Source organism: Leptolyngbya sp. CCNP1308 (assembly GCF_034932455.1).
Lineage (GTDB): Bacteria > Cyanobacteriota > Cyanobacteriia > Phormidesmidales > Phormidesmidaceae > Nodosilinea.
The window spans coordinates 188228-209338 of sequence record NZ_JAYGIH010000003.1; the positions used below are offsets into that span (position 1 = coordinate 188228).

General features: G+C 57.1%; 20 protein-coding genes and 1 pseudogene. 12 read left to right on the plus strand and 9 right to left on the minus strand.

Going from position 1 to position 21111, the window contains the following annotated elements; translation table 11 throughout:
• Positions 1 to 165 precede the first annotated feature (165 nt).
• Both VB780_RS02995 and VB780_RS03000 read left to right on the plus strand, forming a co-directional pair.
• The gene (locus VB780_RS02995) at positions 166 to 297 is read left to right on the plus strand and encodes a hypothetical protein (protein WP_323349651.1); all 132 of its coding nucleotides are present in this window, start codon (positions 166 to 168) and stop codon (positions 295 to 297) included.
• A gap of 119 nt (positions 298 to 416) precedes the next feature.
• On the plus strand, positions 417 to 1373 hold the full coding sequence (locus VB780_RS03000; protein WP_323349652.1) for an RNA polymerase sigma factor, RpoD/SigA family: 957 nt from the start codon (positions 417 to 419) through the stop codon (positions 1371 to 1373).
• Positions 1374 to 1515: 142 nt separating this feature from the next.
• On the opposite strand, the gene VB780_RS03005 is transcribed toward VB780_RS03000, so the two are convergent.
• Entirely contained in the window at positions 1516 to 1890 is a 375-nt protein-coding gene (locus VB780_RS03005; protein WP_323349653.1) for a HEPN domain-containing protein, read from the minus strand.
• Complete coding sequence (locus VB780_RS03010; RefSeq protein ID WP_323349654.1) at positions 1887 to 2216, minus strand: nucleotidyltransferase domain-containing protein; 330 nt, start codon at positions 2214 to 2216, stop codon at positions 1887 to 1889. The genes VB780_RS03005 and VB780_RS03010 overlap by 4 nt, the downstream gene beginning before the upstream one ends.
• A 421-nt stretch (positions 2217 to 2637) precedes the next feature.
• On the opposite strand from VB780_RS03010, the gene ureC reads away from it, so the two are divergent.
• The 4 genes from ureC (at position 2638) to glsA (ending at position 7456) form a co-directional block, all read left to right on the plus strand.
• Positions 2638 to 4347, plus strand: a complete 1710-nt coding sequence (gene ureC / locus VB780_RS03015) for an urease subunit alpha (protein ID WP_323349655.1) — start codon at positions 2638 to 2640, stop codon at positions 4345 to 4347.
• A gap of 508 nt (positions 4348 to 4855) precedes the next feature.
• Positions 4856 to 5176, plus strand: a complete 321-nt coding sequence (gene trxA, locus VB780_RS03020; protein WP_035985715.1) for a thioredoxin — start codon at positions 4856 to 4858, stop codon at positions 5174 to 5176.
• A gap of 242 nt (positions 5177 to 5418) precedes the next feature.
• Complete coding sequence (locus VB780_RS03025; RefSeq protein WP_323349657.1) at positions 5419 to 6483, plus strand: LOG family protein; 1065 nt, start codon at positions 5419 to 5421, stop codon at positions 6481 to 6483.
• Positions 6484 to 6499: 16 nt separating this feature from the next.
• On the plus strand, positions 6500 to 7456 hold the full coding sequence (gene glsA / locus VB780_RS03030; protein ID WP_323349658.1) for a glutaminase A: 957 nt from the start codon (positions 6500 to 6502) through the stop codon (positions 7454 to 7456).
• 78 nt (positions 7457 to 7534) lie between these two features.
• On the opposite strand, the gene VB780_RS03035 is transcribed toward glsA, so the two are convergent.
• From VB780_RS03035 to VB780_RS03050, 4 genes are all read right to left on the minus strand, one after another.
• The gene (locus VB780_RS03035; RefSeq protein ID WP_323349659.1) at positions 7535 to 7774 is read right to left on the minus strand and encodes a hypothetical protein; all 240 of its coding nucleotides are present in this window, start codon (positions 7772 to 7774) and stop codon (positions 7535 to 7537) included.
• 189 nt (positions 7775 to 7963) lie between these two features.
• Positions 7964 to 8461, minus strand: coding sequence for a helix-turn-helix transcriptional regulator (locus tag VB780_RS03040; RefSeq protein ID WP_323349660.1), 498 nt, complete (start codon positions 8459 to 8461; stop codon positions 7964 to 7966).
• A gap of 166 nt (positions 8462 to 8627) precedes the next feature.
• A complete protein-coding gene (locus VB780_RS03045) occupies positions 8628 to 9752 on the minus strand; it encodes a mechanosensitive ion channel family protein (protein ID WP_323349661.1) in 1125 nt (374 codons plus the stop codon).
• A gap of 66 nt (positions 9753 to 9818) precedes the next feature.
• On the minus strand, positions 9819 to 10931 hold the full coding sequence (locus VB780_RS03050; protein ID WP_323349662.1) for a mechanosensitive ion channel family protein: 1113 nt from the start codon (positions 10929 to 10931) through the stop codon (positions 9819 to 9821).
• Positions 10932 to 11214: 283 nt separating this feature from the next.
• Here VB780_RS03050 and VB780_RS03055 point away from each other — a divergent pair, with 283 nt between their 5' ends.
• Together VB780_RS03055 and VB780_RS03060 are read left to right on the plus strand one after the other, a co-directional pair.
• Entirely contained in the window at positions 11215 to 12759 is a 1545-nt protein-coding gene (locus tag VB780_RS03055) for a phosphomannomutase/phosphoglucomutase (RefSeq protein WP_323349663.1), read from the plus strand.
• Positions 12756 to 13841, plus strand: a complete 1086-nt coding sequence (locus tag VB780_RS03060; RefSeq protein WP_323349664.1) for an AI-2E family transporter — start codon at positions 12756 to 12758, stop codon at positions 13839 to 13841. Before VB780_RS03055 ends, VB780_RS03060 begins: the two co-directional genes overlap by 4 nt.
• A 139-nt stretch (positions 13842 to 13980) precedes the next feature.
• On the opposite strand, the gene VB780_RS03065 is transcribed toward VB780_RS03060, so the two are convergent.
• Positions 13981 to 14298 (minus strand): metalloregulator ArsR/SmtB family transcription factor, encoded by a 318-nt coding sequence (locus VB780_RS03065; RefSeq protein WP_323349665.1) that lies wholly within the window; start codon positions 14296 to 14298, stop codon positions 13981 to 13983.
• Positions 14299 to 14386: 88 nt separating this feature from the next.
• Here VB780_RS03065 and trxA (VB780_RS03070) point away from each other — a divergent pair, with 88 nt between their 5' ends.
• Positions 14387 to 14713: a thioredoxin gene (gene trxA, locus VB780_RS03070; protein ID WP_323349666.1), complete on the plus strand. Its 327-nt coding sequence runs from the start codon at positions 14387 to 14389 to the stop codon at positions 14711 to 14713.
• Positions 14714 to 14970: 257 nt separating this feature from the next.
• Positions 14971 to 16065, plus strand: coding sequence for an alkene reductase (locus VB780_RS03075; RefSeq protein ID WP_323349667.1), 1095 nt, complete (start codon positions 14971 to 14973; stop codon positions 16063 to 16065).
• A gap of 154 nt (positions 16066 to 16219) precedes the next feature.
• Here VB780_RS03075 and VB780_RS03080 read toward each other — a convergent pair whose 3' ends face one another.
• Both VB780_RS03080 and VB780_RS03085 read right to left on the minus strand, forming a co-directional pair.
• Positions 16220 to 16993 (minus strand): isoprenyl transferase, encoded by a 774-nt coding sequence (locus tag VB780_RS03080; RefSeq protein ID WP_323349668.1) that lies wholly within the window; start codon positions 16991 to 16993, stop codon positions 16220 to 16222.
• A 145-nt stretch (positions 16994 to 17138) separates the two neighbouring features.
• Positions 17139 to 18110, minus strand: coding sequence for a ferritin-like domain-containing protein (locus VB780_RS03085; RefSeq protein ID WP_323349669.1), 972 nt, complete (start codon positions 18108 to 18110; stop codon positions 17139 to 17141).
• Positions 18111 to 18306: 196 nt separating this feature from the next.
• Between VB780_RS03085 and VB780_RS03090 the strand changes: the two genes are divergently transcribed.
• Together VB780_RS03090 and VB780_RS03095 are read left to right on the plus strand one after the other, a co-directional pair.
• Complete coding sequence (locus VB780_RS03090; RefSeq protein ID WP_323349670.1) at positions 18307 to 20775, plus strand: NB-ARC domain-containing protein; 2469 nt, start codon at positions 18307 to 18309, stop codon at positions 20773 to 20775.
• A 174-nt stretch (positions 20776 to 20949) separates the two neighbouring features.
• Positions 20950 to 21111 (plus strand): annotated as a pseudogene (locus VB780_RS03095) (photosystem II q(b) protein); the annotation flags it as partial.

A 21111-nucleotide genomic window follows, 5' to 3' on the forward strand; every position in this document is an offset into this window, starting at 1 on the left:
TACCCCAAAAATATGTCTTCTGGAATGCAATATGCCCCTGTCAATCGCTTTAATCTAAGGGATACAGGCCTGCGCGATCGCAATGTGCTGAGTATTAATAGCCATTCACGCTTCCCTTCATAAATGTTACAGTTGTTTACATATCCAATTAACAACCTTTTACCTATGGACATCTTTGGATCCCTTTTAGAAGCTGGTATTGCCGCAGTAGCTGCCGGTTTGATTCTCAAGCGTCAAGCTGAGCAAGCGGCCTTAGAGGCTGAGCCGATTCCCGTGCCGGTTCGGGCTCGTCGCTAGATCGATTCTCAGGCTGTGGGCGTTTGAACGTCTTAGCCTTGGCTGCTGGCCAGCAGCAGTTTTTAATGGGCATTCTGCCCTATTCGTTCCCCGTCGCTCTCTCCCCACCGTGCCGATCTATGAGAACTGTGCAAAATTCCACTGACCTGGTTCGCACTTACCTGAAAGAAATTGGTAAGGTGCCCTTGCTCACCCACGAAGAAGAGATTGTGTTGGGCAAGCAGGTGCAGAAGCTGTCGGCCCTAGAGGCCAAGCGGAAGGCTTTAGAAGAGACCGCAGGTTATGGCCTAGCCCTAGAACAGTGGGCTGAGGCCGTGGGCGTACCCGTAGCTGAGCTTGAGGCCATTGTGCGCGATGGCAGTCTGGCCAAGCGCAAAATGGTGGAAGCCAACCTGCGCCTCGTGGTGTCGGTGGCCAAGAAGTACATTAAGCGTAACGTTGACCTGCTCGATTTGATCCAAGAAGGCACCATCGGCATGCAGCGCGGGGTGGAAAAGTTTGACCCCACCAAGGGCTACCGATTCTCCACCTACGCCTACTGGTGGATTCGCCAGGCCATCACTCGCGCCATCGCTGAGAAAAGCCGTACCATTCGCCTGCCCATTCACATTACCGAAAAGCTCAACAAGCTCAAAAAAGCCCAGCGCACGCTGTCCCAGCGTTACGGTCGGGCGGCCACGGTGGCTGAGCTAGCGATCGAATGCGATCTGACCGCTAAACAGGTGCGCGATTACCTCGAAAAGTCTCGCCAACCTCTCTCCCTAGACCTCAAAGTGGGCGATAACCAGGATACCGAACTGGGCGAACTGCTCGAAGATGACGGCCCTTCGCCTGAAGACTTTGCCACCCAGGTCTCTCTGCGCCAAGACCTAGAGCGGCTGATGGGTGACCTGACTCCCCAACAGCGGGAGGTGCTGTCTCTCCGCTTTGGATTATCTGATGGCAAAACGATGACCTTGGCAAAAATTGGCGATCTGCTATCGATCAGCCGCGAGCGGGTGCGCCAGATTGAGCGCGAGGCTCTGACTAAGTTGCGTAAGCGCCAGTCTGATATTCGCGAATATCTGGCCAGCTAGGGTTATTTCCTTCCAGACGCATTAGCCAAAAACCCCCAGTTTCTTGTTGAGAAGCTGGGGGTTTTGCTTCTAGGCCATCGGGAAAGGTTACTCTGCGGCGATCGCTCGGTGGTCATGCAGCCCTAGGCGACCAACGAACCTGTTAATCAATCAATGACTGAACCATGGCTAAGAATTCTTCTGATTGCTCAACTATATTGGATGCTTGCACTTGATCGACTGCATTAAATTGCCCGTAGTCACCAGTATTTCTGAGGTTTTGTGCCTCAATCAGATAGCGGTGAAATTTGGCTGGAACTCTTTTCGTACGGGCAAACTCTCTGCCAAAGGCAGAAATGACACCGCTGTGACTAGAAAAAGAAAGCCCATCTCCCTCAAGCAAAGCTTCTGCAGCATAGAACATCGCATAGTATGCCCGCGAAGCGGCAAAATCGGTGTAATCGTTACCCAGCAATAGTTGAGCGGCAGCCAGACTCTGTTGAGCTTTGAGCAATAACTCTTCTTGGTCTTCGGTCATAGGGCAATGCCTTCACGCCGAATGTTTCGTAGCAGTGGCCCTTGGCGGGTGGTGTAACGGGTCTCATCCATAAACAGGCAGCCGATAACCTTGTCGTACTCTAAAGAGAGATTGGCTAGGAACTCGCTAATGTTGGAAATTTCTTGGCCAGGGTTAACGGCACCGGTAAGGACAACCAACACATCGACATCAGAGTCTAGCCTGGCCTCGCCACGGGCATGAGAGCCAAACAGCATGACCTGATAAAGCCGCTGGCCGTAGAGGGTTTTGAGGTGCGCGTGGAGTTGGGCTAAGAGGCTTTGGGTGGAGGCGTTTAAGGTCACCATGGAAATTAAGGGGAGGTGAGTTGGCCTAGCTAGTCTGCATCAAAACTGATATTAATTATGGCTTAAGGGAATCCCGACCGGTCGGGCTCCCGTATATATGTATTTCTGCTTGAGCCAAACGCTCGCTATGATCCCCCCAAATTCAACCTGTTAGGATTCCTCAATAGAGCCCCCCTTGAGGAAAGGGGGCAGTTTTCCCAGAAAGAGGATCCAATGCCCTCCCTTTTTAAGGGGGGTGGGGGGATTAGCGAGGGCAATTCAGCCGAGACACATTTGTGTATACACAGGAGCCCTCTCGGTCAGGCACAGCATGACAGTCTCACAGGTGCGATCGCCTCCGGTAGCCCAATTGACCAAATGGGGGAGATCCCGCATTCTAGAGTGGTTCTAGCTAGATTTGCCCCATCTCTGAGGAGTCCCCATGAGCTATCGCATGGACCGCCGTGCCTATGCCGAAACCTTTGGCCCGACGGTAGGCGATCGCATTCGCTTAGCCGACACGGAGTTAGTTATTGAGGTTGAGCAAGACTTCACCACCTACGGGGACGAAGTGAAATTTGGCGGCGGCAAAGTCATCCGCGACGGTATGGGGCAATCGCCGATCGGGCGCGATGCGGGAGCGGTGGATATGGTGATCACCAACGCCCTGATTTTGGACTGGTGGGGCATTGTCAAGGCCGACATCGGCATCAAAGACGGCAAAATTTTCAAGATTGGCAAGGCGGGCAACCCCTACATTCAAGACAACGTCGATATCATCATTGGCCCCGGCACCGAGGTCGTGGCTGGGGAGGGCATGATTGTCACCGCCGGGGGCATCGACAGCCACATTCACTTTATTTGCCCGCAGCAGATCGACACAGCGATCGCCTCCGGCATCACCACCATGATCGGTGGCGGCACCGGCCCCGCCACCGGCACCAACGCTACCACCTGCACCCCCGGTGCTTGGAATATCTGGCGCATGCTGCAAGCCGCCGACGCCTTCCCCATGAACCTGGGCTTTTTGGGCAAAGGCAACAGCGCCCAGCCAGAAGGCTTGGTGGAACAGGTGAAAGCGGGGGCCATGGGCCTCAAGCTCCACGAAGACTGGGGCACCACCCCCGCCACCATCGACACCTGTTTAGGGGTGGCCGACGAGTACGACGTGCAGGTGGCGATCCACTCCGACACCCTCAACGAAGCGGGTTTTGTAGAAGACACCATCGCCGCCTTCAAAAATCGGGTGATTCACACCTACCACACCGAGGGGGCTGGCGGTGGCCACGCCCCCGACATTATCAAGGTGTGCGGCGAGGCCAATGTGCTGCCGTCATCGACCAACCCTACCCGCCCCTACACCCGCAACACCCTCGACGAGCACCTCGACATGCTGATGGTGTGCCACCACCTCAGCCCCAGCATTCCCGAAGATATTGCCTTTGCCGAGTCGCGCATTCGCCGCGAGACCATCGCCGCCGAAGACATTCTCCACGACCTCGGAGCCTTTAGCATGATTGCCTCTGACTCCCAGGCCATGGGCCGGGTGGGGGAAGTGGTGATTCGCACCTGGCAGACCGCCCACAAGATGAAGGTGCAGCGGGGCCCACTGGCGGAGGATAGCGATCGCAACGACAACCACCGGGCCAAGCGCTACGTGGCCAAATACACCATTAACCCCGCCATCACCCACGGCATTGCTGACCATGTGGGTTCCATCGAGGCGGGTAAGCTGGCCGATATCTGCCTGTGGCGGCCCGCCTTCTTTGGGGTGAAGCCCGAGATTGTGATCAAGGGTGGTCTAATCGCCTGGGCGCAGATGGGCGATGCCAACGCCAGCATTCCCACGCCGCAGCCGGTACACATGCGGCCCATGTTTGGCAGTTTTGGGGGGGCGATCGCCGCCACCTCCCTCAGCTTTATCTCCAAAGCCGCCATGGATTTGGGCATTCCGGCTCACATTGGGCTGACTAAAGCCACCGCTGCTGTAGCCAACTGCCGCAGCCTCAGCAAAGCCGACATGAAGCTCAATGCCTACCAACCCCAGATGGAGGTCAATGTCGAAACCTATGAAGTGCGGGCCGACGGCGAACTGCTAACCTGCGAACCAGCGGACGTGCTGCCCATGGCCCAGCGATACTTTCTGTTCTAATCTCTAGCCAATCTCTCAGGTGCTACGACATGCTTCAGGCCAGGCAACTCCCTAGTCCCCCGTGGTTGGCAACGCTGAAAGTGAGCCCCTCACCCCAACGCTCGGGAGCCTCATTCTGTGGCCTCAATTTCCAAGTAGCCGACTCTAGGCCTCTGCGTAGGTTCCCGGGGGCGAAAACAATTTGTGGCTACCACAATTTTGTTGAGAATGTCATCGGGCGGTGGCAGATTTCCAATTGTCCACAGTAGAATATATTTGCGCTCAAACATTTATGTTTGAGTTCACTCCTCACACCACACCCCGCCCAGGCCATTGGTCTGGGCGGTTTCTTATCTAGGCATCTTAGCCCTAAAAACGCCAAAATACGGCTGATTTAGGTGAGTTAGCGCCAGTTCAATCCCCAGTTCAATCCCCAGTTCAATCCATAGATATTGACCACTCGCCCAAGAAGCCGGGGGTTGGCTATGATAAGATTGCGTGTGGTTAACAACGGCAAGGAACGCAAGGCATGGCAGCCGCTCAGGTAACAGATTCTACGTTTAAGCAAGAAGTTCTCGAAAGCACCGTCCCCGTACTGGTCGACTTTTGGGCCCCTTGGTGTGGCCCCTGCCGTATGGTGGCTCCGGTAGTCGAAGAAATTGCTGAGCAGTACGATGGCCAAATCAAGGTCGTTAAGGTCAATACCGACGAGAATCCTAGCGTAGCCAGCCAGTACGGTATTCGCAGCATCCCCACCCTCATGATTTTCAAAGAGGGGCAGCGTGTTGACATGGTTGTGGGTGCCGTACCCAAAACCACCCTGGCCAACACCCTCGAAAAGTATCTCTAGGCTTGCCCTGCTCTAGCCTAGCCCTTGTCAGCGTCAGGTTGTCCTAGCGGTTGGAGTAGGCGATCGCCTCAAACCGCTGCCCCAAGTGCTAGGACAGGCAGTTTTTCATCGGTTTAGCTATCGGCTGATTCGACCTTGCGTCGCCCTTTAGCACTGGTAAGTCTCTCGCCAGAGGGTCTTTGCAGGGCAGGGGTCAGAATTGTCGCTAGAATAGGATGCTGCCTCTATGGACCCAACGGCGTATGGTTGCGCTCCCCTCAGATTTACCCTCTAGCGTTCAGGCCGATTTGGCCATGGTGTTTGAGCAATTGCCCCACCTCGAACATGGCAAGCTCATTCGCCAGGTGCTAGAAACTATTTTGCGAATGATGGGGCGGGAAGCAGACCGACTCGACTGGAAAATTTTGAACCATGCCCTGCTCGATATGGAGCAGGGGTTTCAGGTGTTTTACCCCTACCGGCACACCCGCAAGATTACGATCTTTGGCTCAGCCCGGACTGGGGCGGTTAGTCCTGACTACCAGCTAGCTGAGAAATTTGCCAAGCAGGTGACCGAACTGGGCTTTATGGTCATGACCGGAGCCGGGGGCGGCATTATGGAAGCGGGCAACGCTGGGGCTGGCCCAGAGCAATCCTTTGGGTTAAATATTCAGCTGCCCTTCGAGCAGGGCGCTAACCCGGTCATGGAGGGCGATCCTAAGCTGATCAACTTCAAGTACTTCTTCACCCGCAAGCTGTTTTTTCTGCGAGAGAGCGATGCCCTGGTGCTGTTTCCGGGGGGGTTTGGTACCCAGGACGAAGCCTTTGAATCGCTGACGCTGATTCAAACGGGTAAGGCCGACCCTATGCCCATTGTGCTGGTCGATCATCCCGGCGGCGACTACTGGCAAGGGTGGGATGGCTACATTCGCAACCACCTGCTGAGCCGAGGGCTAATTAGCCCCGATGACCCCAGTTTGTATACCATTACTGACAATGTTGATGACGCTTGTCACGCCATCAGCAGCTTTTATCGGGTGTACCACTCTTGTCGCTATACGAGCGATCGCCTGATCATTCGACTCAAGAGCGACCTGCCCGATGGCGCTATAGATCTGCTCAACCAAGAATTTGGCGACATTCTCGCCAAGGGGAAAATTGAAAAGTCAGCCGCCCTACCCGAAGAGCATAGGGATGAAACCATTGACCTGCCCCGGTTGATTATGCACTTTAACAACCGTGATTTTGGCAAGCTGCACCAGTTTATCTGGCGGCTCAATGACTTGGGCAACCACCGCCCCGAAGCCCAGCACCCCGAGCAGAAGTAGGTGAGTGGGTGAGTGCATGTCCCAGGTTCAAGCGTTTTTAGAGCAGCTTTACCAAGAGCTGAGGGGAGTTTCTGGTGGTAAAGTGGCTACCTACATTCCTGAGCTAGCGCGGGCCAACCCCGACTGGTTTGGCATTAGCATGGTCACCTTAGATGGCCGCGCCTACGAGGTGGGGGATGTGGCGCAGAAATTCACCATCCAGTCGATTTCAAAAGTATTTGTCTACGCCATGGCCCTCGAAAACTATGGCCGCGAGAAATTGCTCAAAAAAGTGGGGGTAGAGCCCACGGGCGATCCGTTTAATTCCCTCATCCGGCTAGATGAGGATTCTAAACGTCCGGACAATCCGATGGTGAATGCGGGGGCGATCGCTACCACCGCTCTAATCGCTGGCGCAGACCCCGCCGAACGACTCAACCGACTGCTGGCCATGTTCCAGCGCTACGTGGGTAATGAGGTATTTGTCGATGCGTCTACGTTTATGTCGGAGCGCTCCACGGGCCACCGCAATCGGGCTATGGCCCATCTGATGCTCAACTTCGGCATGATCGACCAGCCCATTGAAGAAGCGCTCGATCTGTACTTTCAGCAGTGCGCGGTACTGGTTACGGCCCACGATCTAGCGGTGATGGCCGCCACCCTGGCTAACCAGGGTGTTAACCCTATCACCGGGCAGCGGGCGGTGGGGGCCGAGCATGTGCGCGACATTCTCAGCGTCATGTACACCTGCGGTATGTATAACTTTGCTGGGGAGTGGGCATTTCGGGTCGGAATTCCGGCCAAGAGCGGCGTTTCGGGCGGAATTCTCGCTGTTGTGCCGAACCAGGCTGGTATTGCCGTGTTTTCGCCGCCCCTCGACGGTCGCGGCAACAGCGTGCGGGGGCTTCAGGTATTTGAGGCCCTATCGCAAGAATATGGGTTTCATCTGTTTGATCTGTCCCTTGGTCGCTGCAACTTTGCTAGTCGCGAGTGACGGCGCAGGGTGGTTACTGCCTGCTAATTTTAGGTCAGCCGCATCTCCACCCCACGCTGATTCATGGCGATCTCCAGATCACTCTTCAAAGGAGGTGAGGCGGCGGGTCATGACGCTGATGTACTCGCCGCTGCGCCCGGTGGGCACTGGGTCGATCCATGCAACTCTGGCACAATAGCGCAGCACCTCCATACGGTTAATGGCCTCGATTACAGCGGCATAGTCGCCGACAAGAATGTGGGTGAGGCGATCGGGCTGATAGGTAGGCAGCGTGAACGTGGCGGGAAGGTTACCTTCCCCAGGAGGGTGGTTAAACATAGTTTCAAAGATCTAATTGCTGGTGTTGAGAGTTGCTGGCTCGGCCTTGCGAAAGGCCGAGCACCACTAGCCAGAGCCCCTTAGAGCAATGGCTCATGGCCTTACGCTGACAGGGCATCGCACGTTATGAGTACGCCTGATCGACTTTCAGCATTATGTGGTCTAGCCACACAAAAAGTCAATAGAGGTTCATGCATCTGTCTCCAGATTGCCGAAGTTGGCCTGCTTGGCAATCATGGCTAGCAGCTTACGCTTAGAGCGATCGGGCTCGTACTTACTGTTTTCCCATTCGCTCACGGTTTCTCGGCGCACGCCTAACTCATTGGCAAACTGCTCCTGGTTCAGGCCCTTGTAAGCTCTCAGCGCTTTAATAGCATCCCCGTTCCACTGGATTTCGCCATCTTTGCGTTGGACGTTGTAGGTGGCTTGAAAGGTCTGAAAGGTGACCCACTGCTGAGTCAGATCGACTGAGTGCACTTGATAGCCTGCGCTGACCCAGGCGATCGCCTGTAGGGCACTGGCACTATCGCGATTGCTCCACCAGTTCTTTTTGGCTCGTGCTGAGGCGGGCAGAGATCTACCCATCAAGGCTTCAATTTCTAAAAAGGTGAGCGTTATAGCGGCTTGGTTGCAGTTTTGCAGGTGTTCAAACAGTGGATAATACTTGCTGCCAGGTTTGATGCTCATAGTCATTTACACTGCCGCCTGAAGAAGTCCACGACTGAGCAGTCTCCCCGCAAGGGGCTAGCGGAAAATATCCGCCATAAAAGTTCTAAACTCTGACGACCGGGGAGAGTTTGTAGCATGGTTGAAAGCAATGACGATGGTAATTGATATAGATGACGATACAAAGCTATAGCGTAACTGGCGACTCAACATACACCGTCGGATCTTGCAGAGCGAACTCAATGCCGTAGGCTTGCAGCTCGCTGGCGATGTTGTCGTTAGCCAGCTCTAGCAGGCGCTTGCGTAGCTCAATCGAGTTTTCGCTAGAGCCCAAGATAAAAAACGTCACCCGCGCTCGACTGGCGGCAAAGCCCCCGTTTTTTGCCGGTTCGGTCGCTGCCGGAAAGCTGATACTGGTGCTGCCGGGGTCAATGCCAAACAGCGATTCGGTGCTGCGGGTCACTACCTGCTTCACCAGCGCCGCATCTTCTTCGCGCAGGGGGCGGGCAAAGTCCATATACAGCATTACCATCACCTTCTTGGCCCGGCTGACGTTTTCAATTTCTTCATTGACCAGCTTTGAGTTAGGCACAATGATCAGCGTGCTTTTGGCGGCGGTGCGCAGCTTGGTCGATCGCAGCCCAATCGACTCGACCCGGCACAGCTGGCGATCGCCCTGGCGAATGTACTCGCCCGGCACAAAGGGGCGATCGAGATAGAGCACTAGGGTACTGAGCAGCTGTTCCAAAATCTTTTGGGCGGCTAGGCCGAGGGCAATACCGCTAATGCCCAGGCTGGCAATCAGGCCCACCAGGTTAAACCGCTGGCTTTGGGCAAACGCCAGCACGGCAATAAAGCCGATAATCACATTGGCCAGGGTTTCAAACACCAGCAGCAGTTCGTCTACCTCGCGGCCCAGGCGGCGCACCATTTTGATGCCGTATACCCGAACAAACTGTCGAAACAGGCGAGAGGCCAACCAGGCCACGCTGGCAATGGTGGCTAAATCAACCAGGGGGCGAAAAAATCCGTACAGCCCCGCTGAGGCCGCTTGCAGCCACACCATCGACAGCGACACCAGCAGCAGGGTGCCGGCGGTTTTTACCGTGCCTTTGATGGGCAAGACCAGGTTGTTGTAGACGGTGGCCCCCTGCTGGGGCGAGAACCGCTGAATGATTAGCCCCAACAGCCCTGGAGTATAGCGACCAACCAGCAGGGCCAGCAGCAGCGCGACCAAAAACACCGCCAATGGCGGCAGTGCTAAAAGCTGAATATCAACGGTATTGAGCAGGTCGCGGAGGGTTACAAACAATGTTAGAAAGGCGGGTTGTCAACAATCTAGCGAAACAGCGGCAATACAGCAGCGGCCCCCAGCACCCTACACGGTAATGGGGGCATCGACATAGACCGTGGGCTCTTCAATGTCAAAGGCGATGCCGTACTGCTTGAGTCGCTGGGTGAGCTGCTGGCTGGCGACCTTGAGCAGCTGGCGACGAATCTCCATGGAGCTATCGCCCGACCCCAAAATGAAGAAGGTGATCTGGGCCTGGGCCAGCCGTCCGCCATCTAGGTCGCGAAAGGCGATGTCGGTACTGCGGGGGTCGATGCCCGACAGCTCCTGGGTGCTTTCTAGAATGACCTGACGAATCAGGGCCTGTTCTTCGGGGCTGACGGCCCGGTACAGGTTGAGGTAGGTAATGGCCATCACCTTCTTGGCCCCAGAGAAATTTTCGACGGTGGATTGAATGATCACGTTGTTGGGCACGATCGCTAGCGACCCCTTGCCCGCCACCCGAATTTTGGTCGACCTGAGCCCGATGGCCTCGACCCGGCCAAAGGTGCCGTCGGGCAGGCCAATGTAGTCGTCCACCCCAAAGGGATGGTCAACATAGATCACCAGGCCGCCGAGCAGCTGCTCTAGCACCTTTTGGGCGGCAAAGGCGACGGCAATGCCGCCTACCCCCAGGCTGGCGATCAGCCCAAAGATATTCAGACTGTGGGTTTCGGCAAAGGCCACCACCAAGATCAGCAGAATGCCGGCGTTGGCAAAGAACCGGGCCAGCACCAAAATTTCGCTGTTGCTCTTGCGCCCTTCCTGTAGGGCGGCATCGAGCAGGTAGGTGTTGAAGTAAGCCCTGAAGCTACCGGCCAAAAACCAGCCCAAAACCAGGGTAAACCCCAGGGTGAGTGGAATCTCCAGGTAGGGATACCACCGCACCTGCAAATCTCGGTTCAAAATCAGGTAGGCCACCAGGTCGAGCAGGGTCAGTACTAGAACCCCCTGCAATAGCGACTCCTGGGGCTGAACCACCAGGCGGTAAAATTTATCGGCTCGGCCCTTGGTCAAGCGGCGCAGCAGCCAGTTGACCAGGCGAGAGAGCACGTTGCCCGAAAAATAGGCCAGGGCCGCGATCGCCCCCAATAACGCCAGCCAAAACAGCGAGGGATGCTGCCCCGATAGACGAAAGATTTGAGTGTATAGCTCTGACATTGACCTGGCGGTGAAGCTTTTTAGGCGCTGCTGTGGCCCAAGTGCCTTTAAGGATATACGAATTGGTCATCGGTCGCAGGGAGATAGACCTCATCCCAGGCCAGAAGGGGAGTTCTGCCTGGGGGAACTCTATAGATCCCGAGCTGGACTTGCTATAACTGTGGCGCTTGACCCCATAGCGTGCGATCGCGGCCCGGCTTGGGGTGCAAAAAAGCTGAAGAAATCGGCAGAAAGCTGGGGCTGCTTCTATGGTGAAGGGAATGACAGCAGGAGCGATCGCCCCATGCCCCCATCCACAACATCCATTAACTGGGCCACTCTCCAAAACGGCTCCGACATTCGCGGTGTCGCCTTAGAGGGCGTCTCCGGTGAATCGGTCAACCTCACCCCCGAGGTGGTCAATACTCTGGGTAAAGCCTTTGCCACCTGGCTCTCTTCAGCGTTGAGCGTCCCAGCGGCAGAATTGGCGATCGCCGTGGGGCGCGACAGTCGCCTCTCTGGCCCCACCTTGATGCAGGCGGCGATCGCAGGCATGACCTCCCTGGGCTGTCGGGTGATGGATGTGGGTATGGCCTCGACCCCGGCCATGTTTATGAGCACCGTGCTGCCCGAGTTTGCCTGCCACGGCGCAATCATGATGACCGCTAGCCACCTGCCCTTCAACCGCAACGGCCTCAAATTTTTCACCCGCCAGGGCGGCCTCGGCAAGGGAGACATTACTCGCATTTTGGCACTGGCAGAGCGGGGGAATTTCCCAACGGCGGCTACGCCCGGCCCAGTGGAGAGCCGCGATCTGATCGCCGCCTACTCGGCGGGCCTTGTGCAGCAAATTCGCCAGTCGGTAAACCATCCCGACAATTTTGACCAGCCGCTGCACAGGCTCAAGATTATCGTCGATGCGGGCAACGGGGCGGGCGGGTTTTATGCCAGCCAGGTGCTCGAACCCCTGGGGGCAGACACCAGCGGCAGCCAGTTCCTCGACCCCGACGGCACCTTCCCCAACCATGTGCCCAACCCAGAAGACGCGGCGGCAATGGCCTCGATTTGCCGGGCGGTGGTGGCCCAGGGGGCCGACTTTGGCATCATCTTCGACACCGATGTCGATCGCGGGGCAGCGGTTGACCACCAGGGGCGCGAACTCAACCGCAACCGGCTGATCGCGCTGATTGCGGCGATCGTGCTGCACCAACACCCCGGCACCACCATCGTCACCGACTCCATTACCTCCGATGGGCTGACCCAGTTCATCGAGGGCGATCTGGGGGGTGTGCACCATCGGTTTCAGCGGGGCTACAGGAATGTGATCAATGAGGCGATACGGCTAAATGGGTTGGGGCAGCCCGCCTGGCTGGCGATCGAAACCTCGGGCCACGGGGCCATGAAAGAGAATTACTTCCTAGACGATGGAGCTTACTTGGTCAGTCAGCTATTGGTGGAACTGGCCAAGGCCCGCCTGTGCGGGAATCGCCTCACCGACCTAATCGCTCCCCTGCAAGAACCCCAGGAAAGCGAAGAATTTCGCCTCAAGATCAAAACCCCTGACTTTAAAACCTACGGCACTGGGGTGATTGAGCAGCTGCGAGAGTTTGTGGATACTCAGCCCGACTGGGCGATCGCACCCAAAAACTACGAGGGGGTGCGCGTGGCCTGCCAATCTCTAGACGAGAACGGCTGGTTTTTGCTGCGGCTGTCGCTGCACGATCCGGTGCTACCGCTCAACATCGAGTCAAATGTGTCAGGCGGGGTGGCTAAAATAGCGCAGCGCCTGAGGGACTTTTTCGTCCCCTTGGCCGAGCTAGATATTTCAGCGTTAGAACGGCACCTATGATCTCTTTTTCTCAGCTGCCCAAATGGGCGATCGCAGGGCTAGCTCTGCCCCTCATCTGCCTCAACGGTTGGCTGCTGTATCGGCTGGCAGGAATTTTTCAGCCCGCCACCAGCATTGTCATCACCGCCACGCTGATCGCCTTCCTGCTCGACTACCCCATCGACTGGCTAGAGAATCGAGGCCTGGCCAGAAGCCTGGCGGTGGCGCTGGTGGTGCTGTTGGCCGTGGTGGTTACCACGGTGTTAGTGATCTTTTTGGGGCCACAGGTGTGGCAGCAGCTCAACGACTTTGCCGAACGACTGCCGGGCTGGATCGATCGCGCCAAAACCCAGCTGCTGCTGCTAGAAGATCGAACCGTCTTTCAAAACCTGCCCATCAACCTCGATCAGCTCACGGTGGAAGCCGCCAATCAGCTGACGAGCGCGCTCCAGGCCACCACCACCCAGGCGATTAGCGTTACCCTCAGCACCCTCGACAGCGCTCTCAACCTGCTGATCACCGTTGTCTTGGCCATTCTGCTGGTGATCAACGGCGACCCGCTGTGGGAAGGTCTGCTGAGCTGGCTGCCAACCCTCTGGCGATCGCAGATTCGCAGCTCTCTAAAGCCCAGCTTTCAGGGCTATTTTTCGGGACAGGCCACCCTGGCGCTGATTTTGGCGGTGGCCCAGTCAACCGCCCTGATCGCGCTCAATGTGCCCTTTGGTCTGCTGTTTGGCCTGGTGATTGGTTTAGTCAGCGTCATTCCCTTTGGTGGTACGGTGGCAGTGCTGGGGGTAAGCACGCTGCTGGCGTTTCAAGATATTTGGCTGGGTCTCAAGGTGCTGGGCGTCGCGATCGTGCTGGGCCAAATTAACGACAACTTGGTGGCCCCGCGCCTGATGGGGGGCATCACCGGGCTAAACCCTGCGATTATCATTCTGGCGCTGTTGATCGGAGCAAAGTTTGCCGGTTTCCTGGGGCTGCTGCTCGCCGTACCCACCGCCAGTTTTATTAAAAAAATTGCCGATGCCGTTCGCGATCCAGATCGCGGGCCTGAGATAGAGTCCCTGCAGAGCAGTGTTCTGGAGTCTAATCCACTTTAGGTAGACACTGGAGTGGGGTGCCTTAGAGAGGCGACTTATGAGAATTCTGGTCTCGAAAACCCTCGGATTTTTCGCTTTCCCCTCAAGGGCGCAGGCCTTGTGCCCCTACCTGAGGATGGTCTCTTTAACCCCAAATTACCTAGCTTTCGGCTTTGGCATCAGCGGCCTTCAGAATGCTGTCGAGCAGGCCGGGAAACGCCGCCTCTAAATCGTCGCGGCGGAGGGAGTTCATGTGCTGGGTGCCCTGCTTGCGGCAGTGCAGCACCCCGGCCTCGCGCAAAATCTTGAAGTGGTGGGAGAGGGTTGACTTTGCCACTCCCAAATCTAAATCAGAGCAGGACAGCTCATCGTTGCTGGCAAGTCTCTGCACAATTTCGAGGCGTACAGGATCGCCGAGGGCATACAAAACTCCTTCGAGAGCGATGTCTTGGCAGCTGGGATGGTGAATAGGTCGCATAGTTGCATTATGCCACGGGAGACGCTATAGTTTGATTGTTCGAGTTTTTCGAATAATTGAAATTCGCCCAGTTGGCGGAGGTATTCCAATGTCTGCAGTTGTCAGCATTACTCAAGATACGTTTCAAGCCGAAGTGCTGAAAAGCAATGTGCCGGTTCTCGTCGACTTTTGGGCTCCCTGGTGTGGCCCTTGTCGCATGGTGGCGGGTGTTGTCGATGAGGTGGCCCAGCAGTATGAGGGGCAGCTCAAAGTAGTCAAGGTCAACACCGACGAGCAGCCGGGCATTGCCTCCCACTATGGCATTCGCAGCATTCCCACGCTCATGGTGTTTATGAATGGCGAAAAAATGGAGCAGATGGTTGGGGCGGTGTCTAAGGCCACCCTTTCCAAAGCCGTTGAGCCGTTTCTGAGCTAACCAGTTACAGCCGCTTGTAGGGGTAACCAGCCGCTTGCCCCTACAAGCCCATGCCGTTATTTAGATCGTCTCCGGCCTTGATTTTCTAGGGGGCAAATGCCATTTTCCTCTGGAGAATCTGTGCCGTTTTATGCCCTTATGTATGTTTATGTTGTCTCGGGTCTCGATTGTCCGCCAGGGCGCAGGCCATTTGCCCCTATGTGACCGATATCGTTTTGCAAAAAGCCCCTGTTCTAACCCTCCCGAAGGAAGCTCTTATGTCTACTGAAAAGAACCTCTTTACGCCCATTCAACTGGGCGCTTACGAACTGCCCAACCGGATTGTGATGGCTCCCCTCACCCGCAACCGCGCCGGGGAGGGCAACGTGCCCCAGTCGCTGAATGTGACTTATTACGAGCAGCGAGCCTCTGCGGGTCTAATTATCACTGAAGCCAGCCAGATTTCTCCCCAGGGGATGGGCTACCCTGCCACCCCCGGCATCCACAGTGCCGAGCAGATCGCCGGATGGCAAAAAATTACTCAGGCAGTCCATGCCCATGGCGGTCGGATCTTCTTGCAGCTGTGGCACGTGGGGCGCATTTCGCACCCGTCTCTACAGCCCGATGGGGCAACACCCGTGGCTCCTAGCGCCATTCAGCCGAAGGGCGACGCCATGACCTACGAGGGCATGCAGCGCTTTGTCACGCCGCGGGCGCTTGAACTGGATGAAATTTCGGGCATTGTCGATCAGTATCGTCAGGCCGCCCAGAATGCCTTAGCAGCGGGCTTCGACGGCGTGGAGGTGCACGGGGCCAACGGCTATCTGCTCGACCAGTTTTTGCGCGACGGCAGCAACCACCGCACCGATGCCTACGGCGGCCCGGTCGAAAATCGCGCTCGCCTGCTGTTAGAGGTCACTGAAGCTGTGGTCGGGGTTTGGGGAAGCGATCGCGTCGGCGTGCGTCTCTCTCCCAGTGCCACCTTCAACGACATGACCGACTCTGACCCCAGGGCCACCTTTGGCTACGCTATTCAGGCGCTCAACCCGTTCAATCTGGCCTATCTGCACCTGCTCGAACCCAGCGAAGCCGACCTGCGCTACGGCGGTATTCCCATCCCCACCAAGGAGTTCCGCCCGCTCTACGACGGCCTGCTGATGGTGAACTGGGACTACGACCAGGCGGCGGGGAACGCTGCGATCGCCAGCGGCGATGCCGACCTAGTGTCCTACGGCAAGCTGTTTATCGCTAACCCCGACCTGCCCGAGCGCTTTGCGAAGAATGCTCCCCTCAACGAGCCCAACCCCGACACCTTCTACGGCGGTGGGGAAGAGGGTTATATCGACTACCCCACCCTCGCAGAGGCAGCGTAGGGCTTGCGCGCAAACCGCGCTGACTGACAATTTTTTCTAAGTAAGTCTCCCTTGGGTGAGCCAAAATCTGTAGCCAGATTTGGCTCACTTTTTTATTGCGCAACAAACGGCTCAACCCCTGCGTCTTGCGGTGTAGTTTGCAAGCATGCCTCCGTTAAAACCCTTGGGCAATGGGCGGTGTAGCTAATCCCCCAAAACGGCGCTGGCGGCTTTGGTACCAGTGCAGGGCCTGGTGAAAGGCGGCGCGATCGAACTCGGGCCACAGCAGGTCGGTAAAGTACAGCTCGGTATAGGCCAGCTGCCAGGGTAAAAAGTTGCTCAGCCGCTGTTCGCCGCTGGTGCGAATCAGCAAGTCTGGGTCGGCCATAGGATAGGTGAGCAGGGCGCGGGATAGAGTCTCCTCATCGACCTGCTCTAGGGATAGAGCGCCGCAGGCGACCTGCTGGGCAATGTGGCGCGTGGCCATCACCAGCTCTTGCCGCCCGCCGTAGTTCACCGCCACGTTGAACTGCACCCGCTGGTTCTGGCGGGTTAATGCCATCGCCTCTGCCATCAGTTCTCGCAGCCGCTCCGGCAGCGGCGACAAATCACCTAGAAAATGGATGCGCACTCCCTCTCGCTGCATTTCGGCCAGTTCGCGGCGCAGCAGCCGGTCAAACAGCCGCATTAAAAAGCTCACCTCTTCCATCGGTCGCCGCCAGTTCTCGGTCGAAAAGGCGTAGACCGTCAGCGCCCCAATGCCCCAGTCTTTGCAGCAGCGCAGCAGGTCTTTTACGGTTTTAGCCCCCTGGCGGTGGCCTGCAATACGCGGCATGCCCCGCTGGGTGGCCCAGCGACCGTTGCCATCCATAATCACTGCTACATGCTGAGGCAGGGCTTCGACATAGAGATCTGCTGGCAGGGTGGTGAAATCGATTACCTGGGTCATCTCAAATACTCCTTATAAATAGGTCGCTAGCTGGTATTGGCTCAAACAATCAACGGCGATCGTCCAGGTAAACGGTCATTGACTCTCGCCGTTTGCTTTTGCCTGAGTTCGGGCTGAATCGGGTTTTTCCAGCCGTCAACTCTCTCTAACCATGGTTGGCCTGTTGGCCAAACAACTCCTCCAGATAGGGCCGAGTTAGGGATCGATCCCACGTCCACAGCACTCGCATGACCTGGTCAAAGGTATAGAGAAAGGTCAGCCGGTGGCTGAGGCTCCATCGCTCCCAGGCCAGTTCAGCCGTCATGCGCCGCAGGGTATGAATTAGGCTGCCCTGAAGGTTGGGCTGCCGCCACTTTTTCACCATCGCGTGGGTTAGGGTACCCGCAATCATTCCCAGGCCGGTGTTGGGGTAGGCCCAGCGGCCAAAGCCCCAGAACTTGGTCATGTGGTTGATTTCGTCGATGAGTAGTTCCCCCAGTGCGGCTTGGAGGGGGCCGGTGGTATAGGCCATCATCCACAGGTAGAGGCAGGCAGCGCCGTATTCGGTAGCGATGCGGTGCAACCCGTGGCGGTAGAGATCGGCACGGGGGTTGCTGCTGCGGGCGTAGGGCCTCGCCCGGTGAGGAACGGGCTGGGGAACGGCCCCAGCCAGCCGGTGGTAGAGCATTGTCAAAACAGGGGTGTGACGCTTCTCTTCTCGTTCCCAGAGCCCCAGCCGGATCACCTGTCCGGCGGCATCCACGGTGCCGCCGACAAACTCCGCCATTTGCGGATAGAAATGCTCTAGGTATTGGCGGCTGGCCTGGGTGTAGCCGCGAATTGGGGCTTCGGTGTTGATGGTGCCCAGCAGAATGGCGCAGAAGGTGTCGAGGGCAATACCGCTGACCTGTTCAGAGGAAATATCGGCCCAATTTACCAGATTCCATCGGCGCGGCTGGGGAGTTTGGAACTGGTGAGGCAGGTCGGTGAGGCGATCGCCCAGATGCTCAACGGTCACATACCGTCGGGTTAGGGCTGTAATCCGCTGGTGCGCTAGCTTGGGGCCAAGGGCAGACTGCCAAGGCCCAGCCAAATCATTCTCAAATACCGTTGCAGAGGAGAAAAGTGTGGCGGTCATATTTGATACCCTTTGCATGGGTTATGGTTGGGTAAGTTCACCGTAGCTTTGGGGACTGTTGCCGTCGGTCGGCTAGGGTCGGTCATTGCGCTGAGGGCCACTATTCCAGAGGCGGAAAAAGGCGGAAACCGTCCACCGGAGATGAAAGAAACTTCAATCTCGGCTAGAGTTGTGGCCGTGGAGGATACCAGCAGCGATGGCTTCAGATGCGGTAGAACTGGCAGATCGGCTTGTCTTCACCGTCACCGGACGGCATCTGAACGATTTGCAGCGCACCATCTTGCGCCAGGTGTGGCAGGGCCAAAAGTATCTCGATATTGCCAACACCGCTGGCTATACCGAGGGTCACATCAAAGACGTGGCCTACCAAATGTGGCGGCTGCTGTCAAAAGTGACCGGCGAGAAAGTGACGAAATCTACCCTGAAGTCGGCCCTGAAGCGATCGCTGCGTAAGATGGGCATTGAGGTATCCACCAGGGGCGCTAACCCTAACGCTGCGGCTTTATGGGAACAGCCATCCTCTTTATCTGTGGCCGAACCGGGGCAGATGACGCTGAGCAGCCCTGCGGAGATCTCTGCTTCGCATCCGACCAATCCTAATTTTGTGGGGCGTCAGGAGGCGATCGCCCACCTCACCGCTCTGGTTGCCCAGGGCGATCGCACTCTCCTCATCCAGGGGGAAGGCGGCCTCGGCAAAACCACCCTGGCCCAGCACTTTTTGGCGCAACAGCCCGTAGATCTCACGCTGGAGCTGCTGATGGCCAAAGACCCCGCCGACATCACCCCAGTAGAGTGGGTGGTGGAAGAATGGCTGCGCCAAGACTTTGGCGTCGAACCAGGTCGCGAGTTTGGGGTGACGCTCGATCGCCTGCGCCGACACCTGCGCCAGCAAAAGGTCGCCGTATTAATCGACAACCTAGAACCCGCGCTAGATGCCCAGGGCCAGTTCATCGGCCCTCATCGCCGCTACAGCGAACTGCTCAGGGTTTTAGCTGACAGTCGCGGGCAGACGCTGACCCTGATGACGAGCCGCGATCGCCTTTGCGAACCCGGCATTCCCATCACCCACTACCGTCTGCCAGGTTTGGCCCTGGCCGCTTGGGCTACCTACTTCGCCCACCGAGGCATTCCTGACAATGGGGAGGTGCTAGCCGCGATGCACAGCGCCTACGGCGGCAACGCCAAGGCCATGGAAATTCTCGCTGGGGTCGTGCAGGCCGACTTTGACGGCAGCCTCGCCCTCTACTGGCAGGCCCACAGCCAAGATTTACTTGGCCCCGTAGATCTCAAGAATTTGGTAGAAAGCCAGATCGTCCGACTGCGCGATCTCGACCCAGACGCCCACCGCCTGTTCTGCCGTCTGGGCGTCTACCGCTACCAAGACGTGCCGACGATTCCCTGGGAATCTGTGCAGTGCTTGATGGCTGACATCCCAACTCAGCGCCATCAGGCGATCGTCACTTCCCTGCGCAACCGTTCGCTGCTGGAGTGCCGTCAGGGGCGCTACTGGCTGCACCCCGTGGTGCGGGCTGGGGCCTTAGCCCAGCTCAGCGCCGCTTCTCAAACCGCTACTGAGTGGGAATCGGCCCATCGTGCGGCTGCCCGCCGCTGGAGTGACAGCATTCAACGTATCTGCACCCTAGAAGATGCAGTCCAGGCGCTAGAAGCCTACTACCACTACGTTGCGATTGGCGACTATGGCGCAGCGGCGCGGGTGATTTTGCACAGCCGCGACAACCAGTGGCAGCAGTTTCTGCCCCTGGGCAGCGCCCTATATCGCATGGGCCTGGTGCAGCCGGTCACCGATGCGATCACCGCCATCATCGACCACATTCCCACTGAGAATGCCGACGCCAGCGAGCTGTCGAATATCTTGGGCGATCTGTATTGGATACAGGGGCGGTTGGAGAGGGCGATCGCCTGTCAGCAGAATGCGATCGCGATCGCCCAGGCCTGCCTACAAGCCGAAGCCCCTGCCCCCGCCACCCACCGCTGGTACTACCTCACCATGCTGGTGGTCGACTCCCAGCTCAGCCTCGGCCTTTACCACCTTGACCTATGGAATCTCGATGCGGCTGCGAGCTGGTTTAGTCAGGTGATCGCTACCGCCACGGGCACTCGCCACCAACCCTGGGCCGACAAAGCTACCACCTGTCTAGCTCTGGTGCGGTCATACCAAGGCGATCAAGAAGCTGCGAAAACCCTAGCTGACGCTGTTATTGACCAAACGCGAGGCAAAGGCAAAAGCGGGCGTCACGCCTTCTTTGTGCAGCTTTTGGGCCACACCTATTTAAATTTAGGAGATTTAGATACGGCTGAATCTCTTTTCAGCGAAGCCATCCAGGCAGCAGAGGCAGGCCACTACCTGCAAATTAAGGCCAATGCTCTGGCGGGGCGGGGGCGGTTGAAGGGGCAGCGGAGGGATTTGGCCGAGGCTGTAGAGGATTGTCGGGGTGCGATCGCCCTGCTGGACGAAGTCGGTGCCCACTGCGATCTCGCTGCGGCCCACCTGCAATACGCCCTCACCCTAGACTGCCTGTCTACGCAGCCCGCCGAAGCTGAAGATCATCTTTACAAAGCCCTTAGCCTGTTTCAGTCCATCCCTGCGCCCCAGCAGATCGCTAGAGCTAAACAAGCCTGGATGCGTCAGCCAGAGCAAGGCTGAGGCCATACCCCAAACGGCATAGGTCGGGAGTGTCGCAATTACCAGACCTTGCGGGGGAGTTATCTACCCTAAGTTGTTTACAAACTGAAACATTTCAGTTAATGTAAGTACATACATAACTTGCCTGTCCTTCATGGACAAGCATCAAGCAAACCTAACTGCACTTATTTCATCATGACCACGACTTTACAGAGACAACAATCTGCCTCCCTGTGGGAGCAGTTTTGCCAGTGGGTGACCAGCACCGAGAACCGCCTGTATGTGGGCTGGTTTGGCGTGTTGATGATCCCCACCCTGCTTGCTGCGACCGCCTGCTTCGTCGTCGCGTTCATCGCG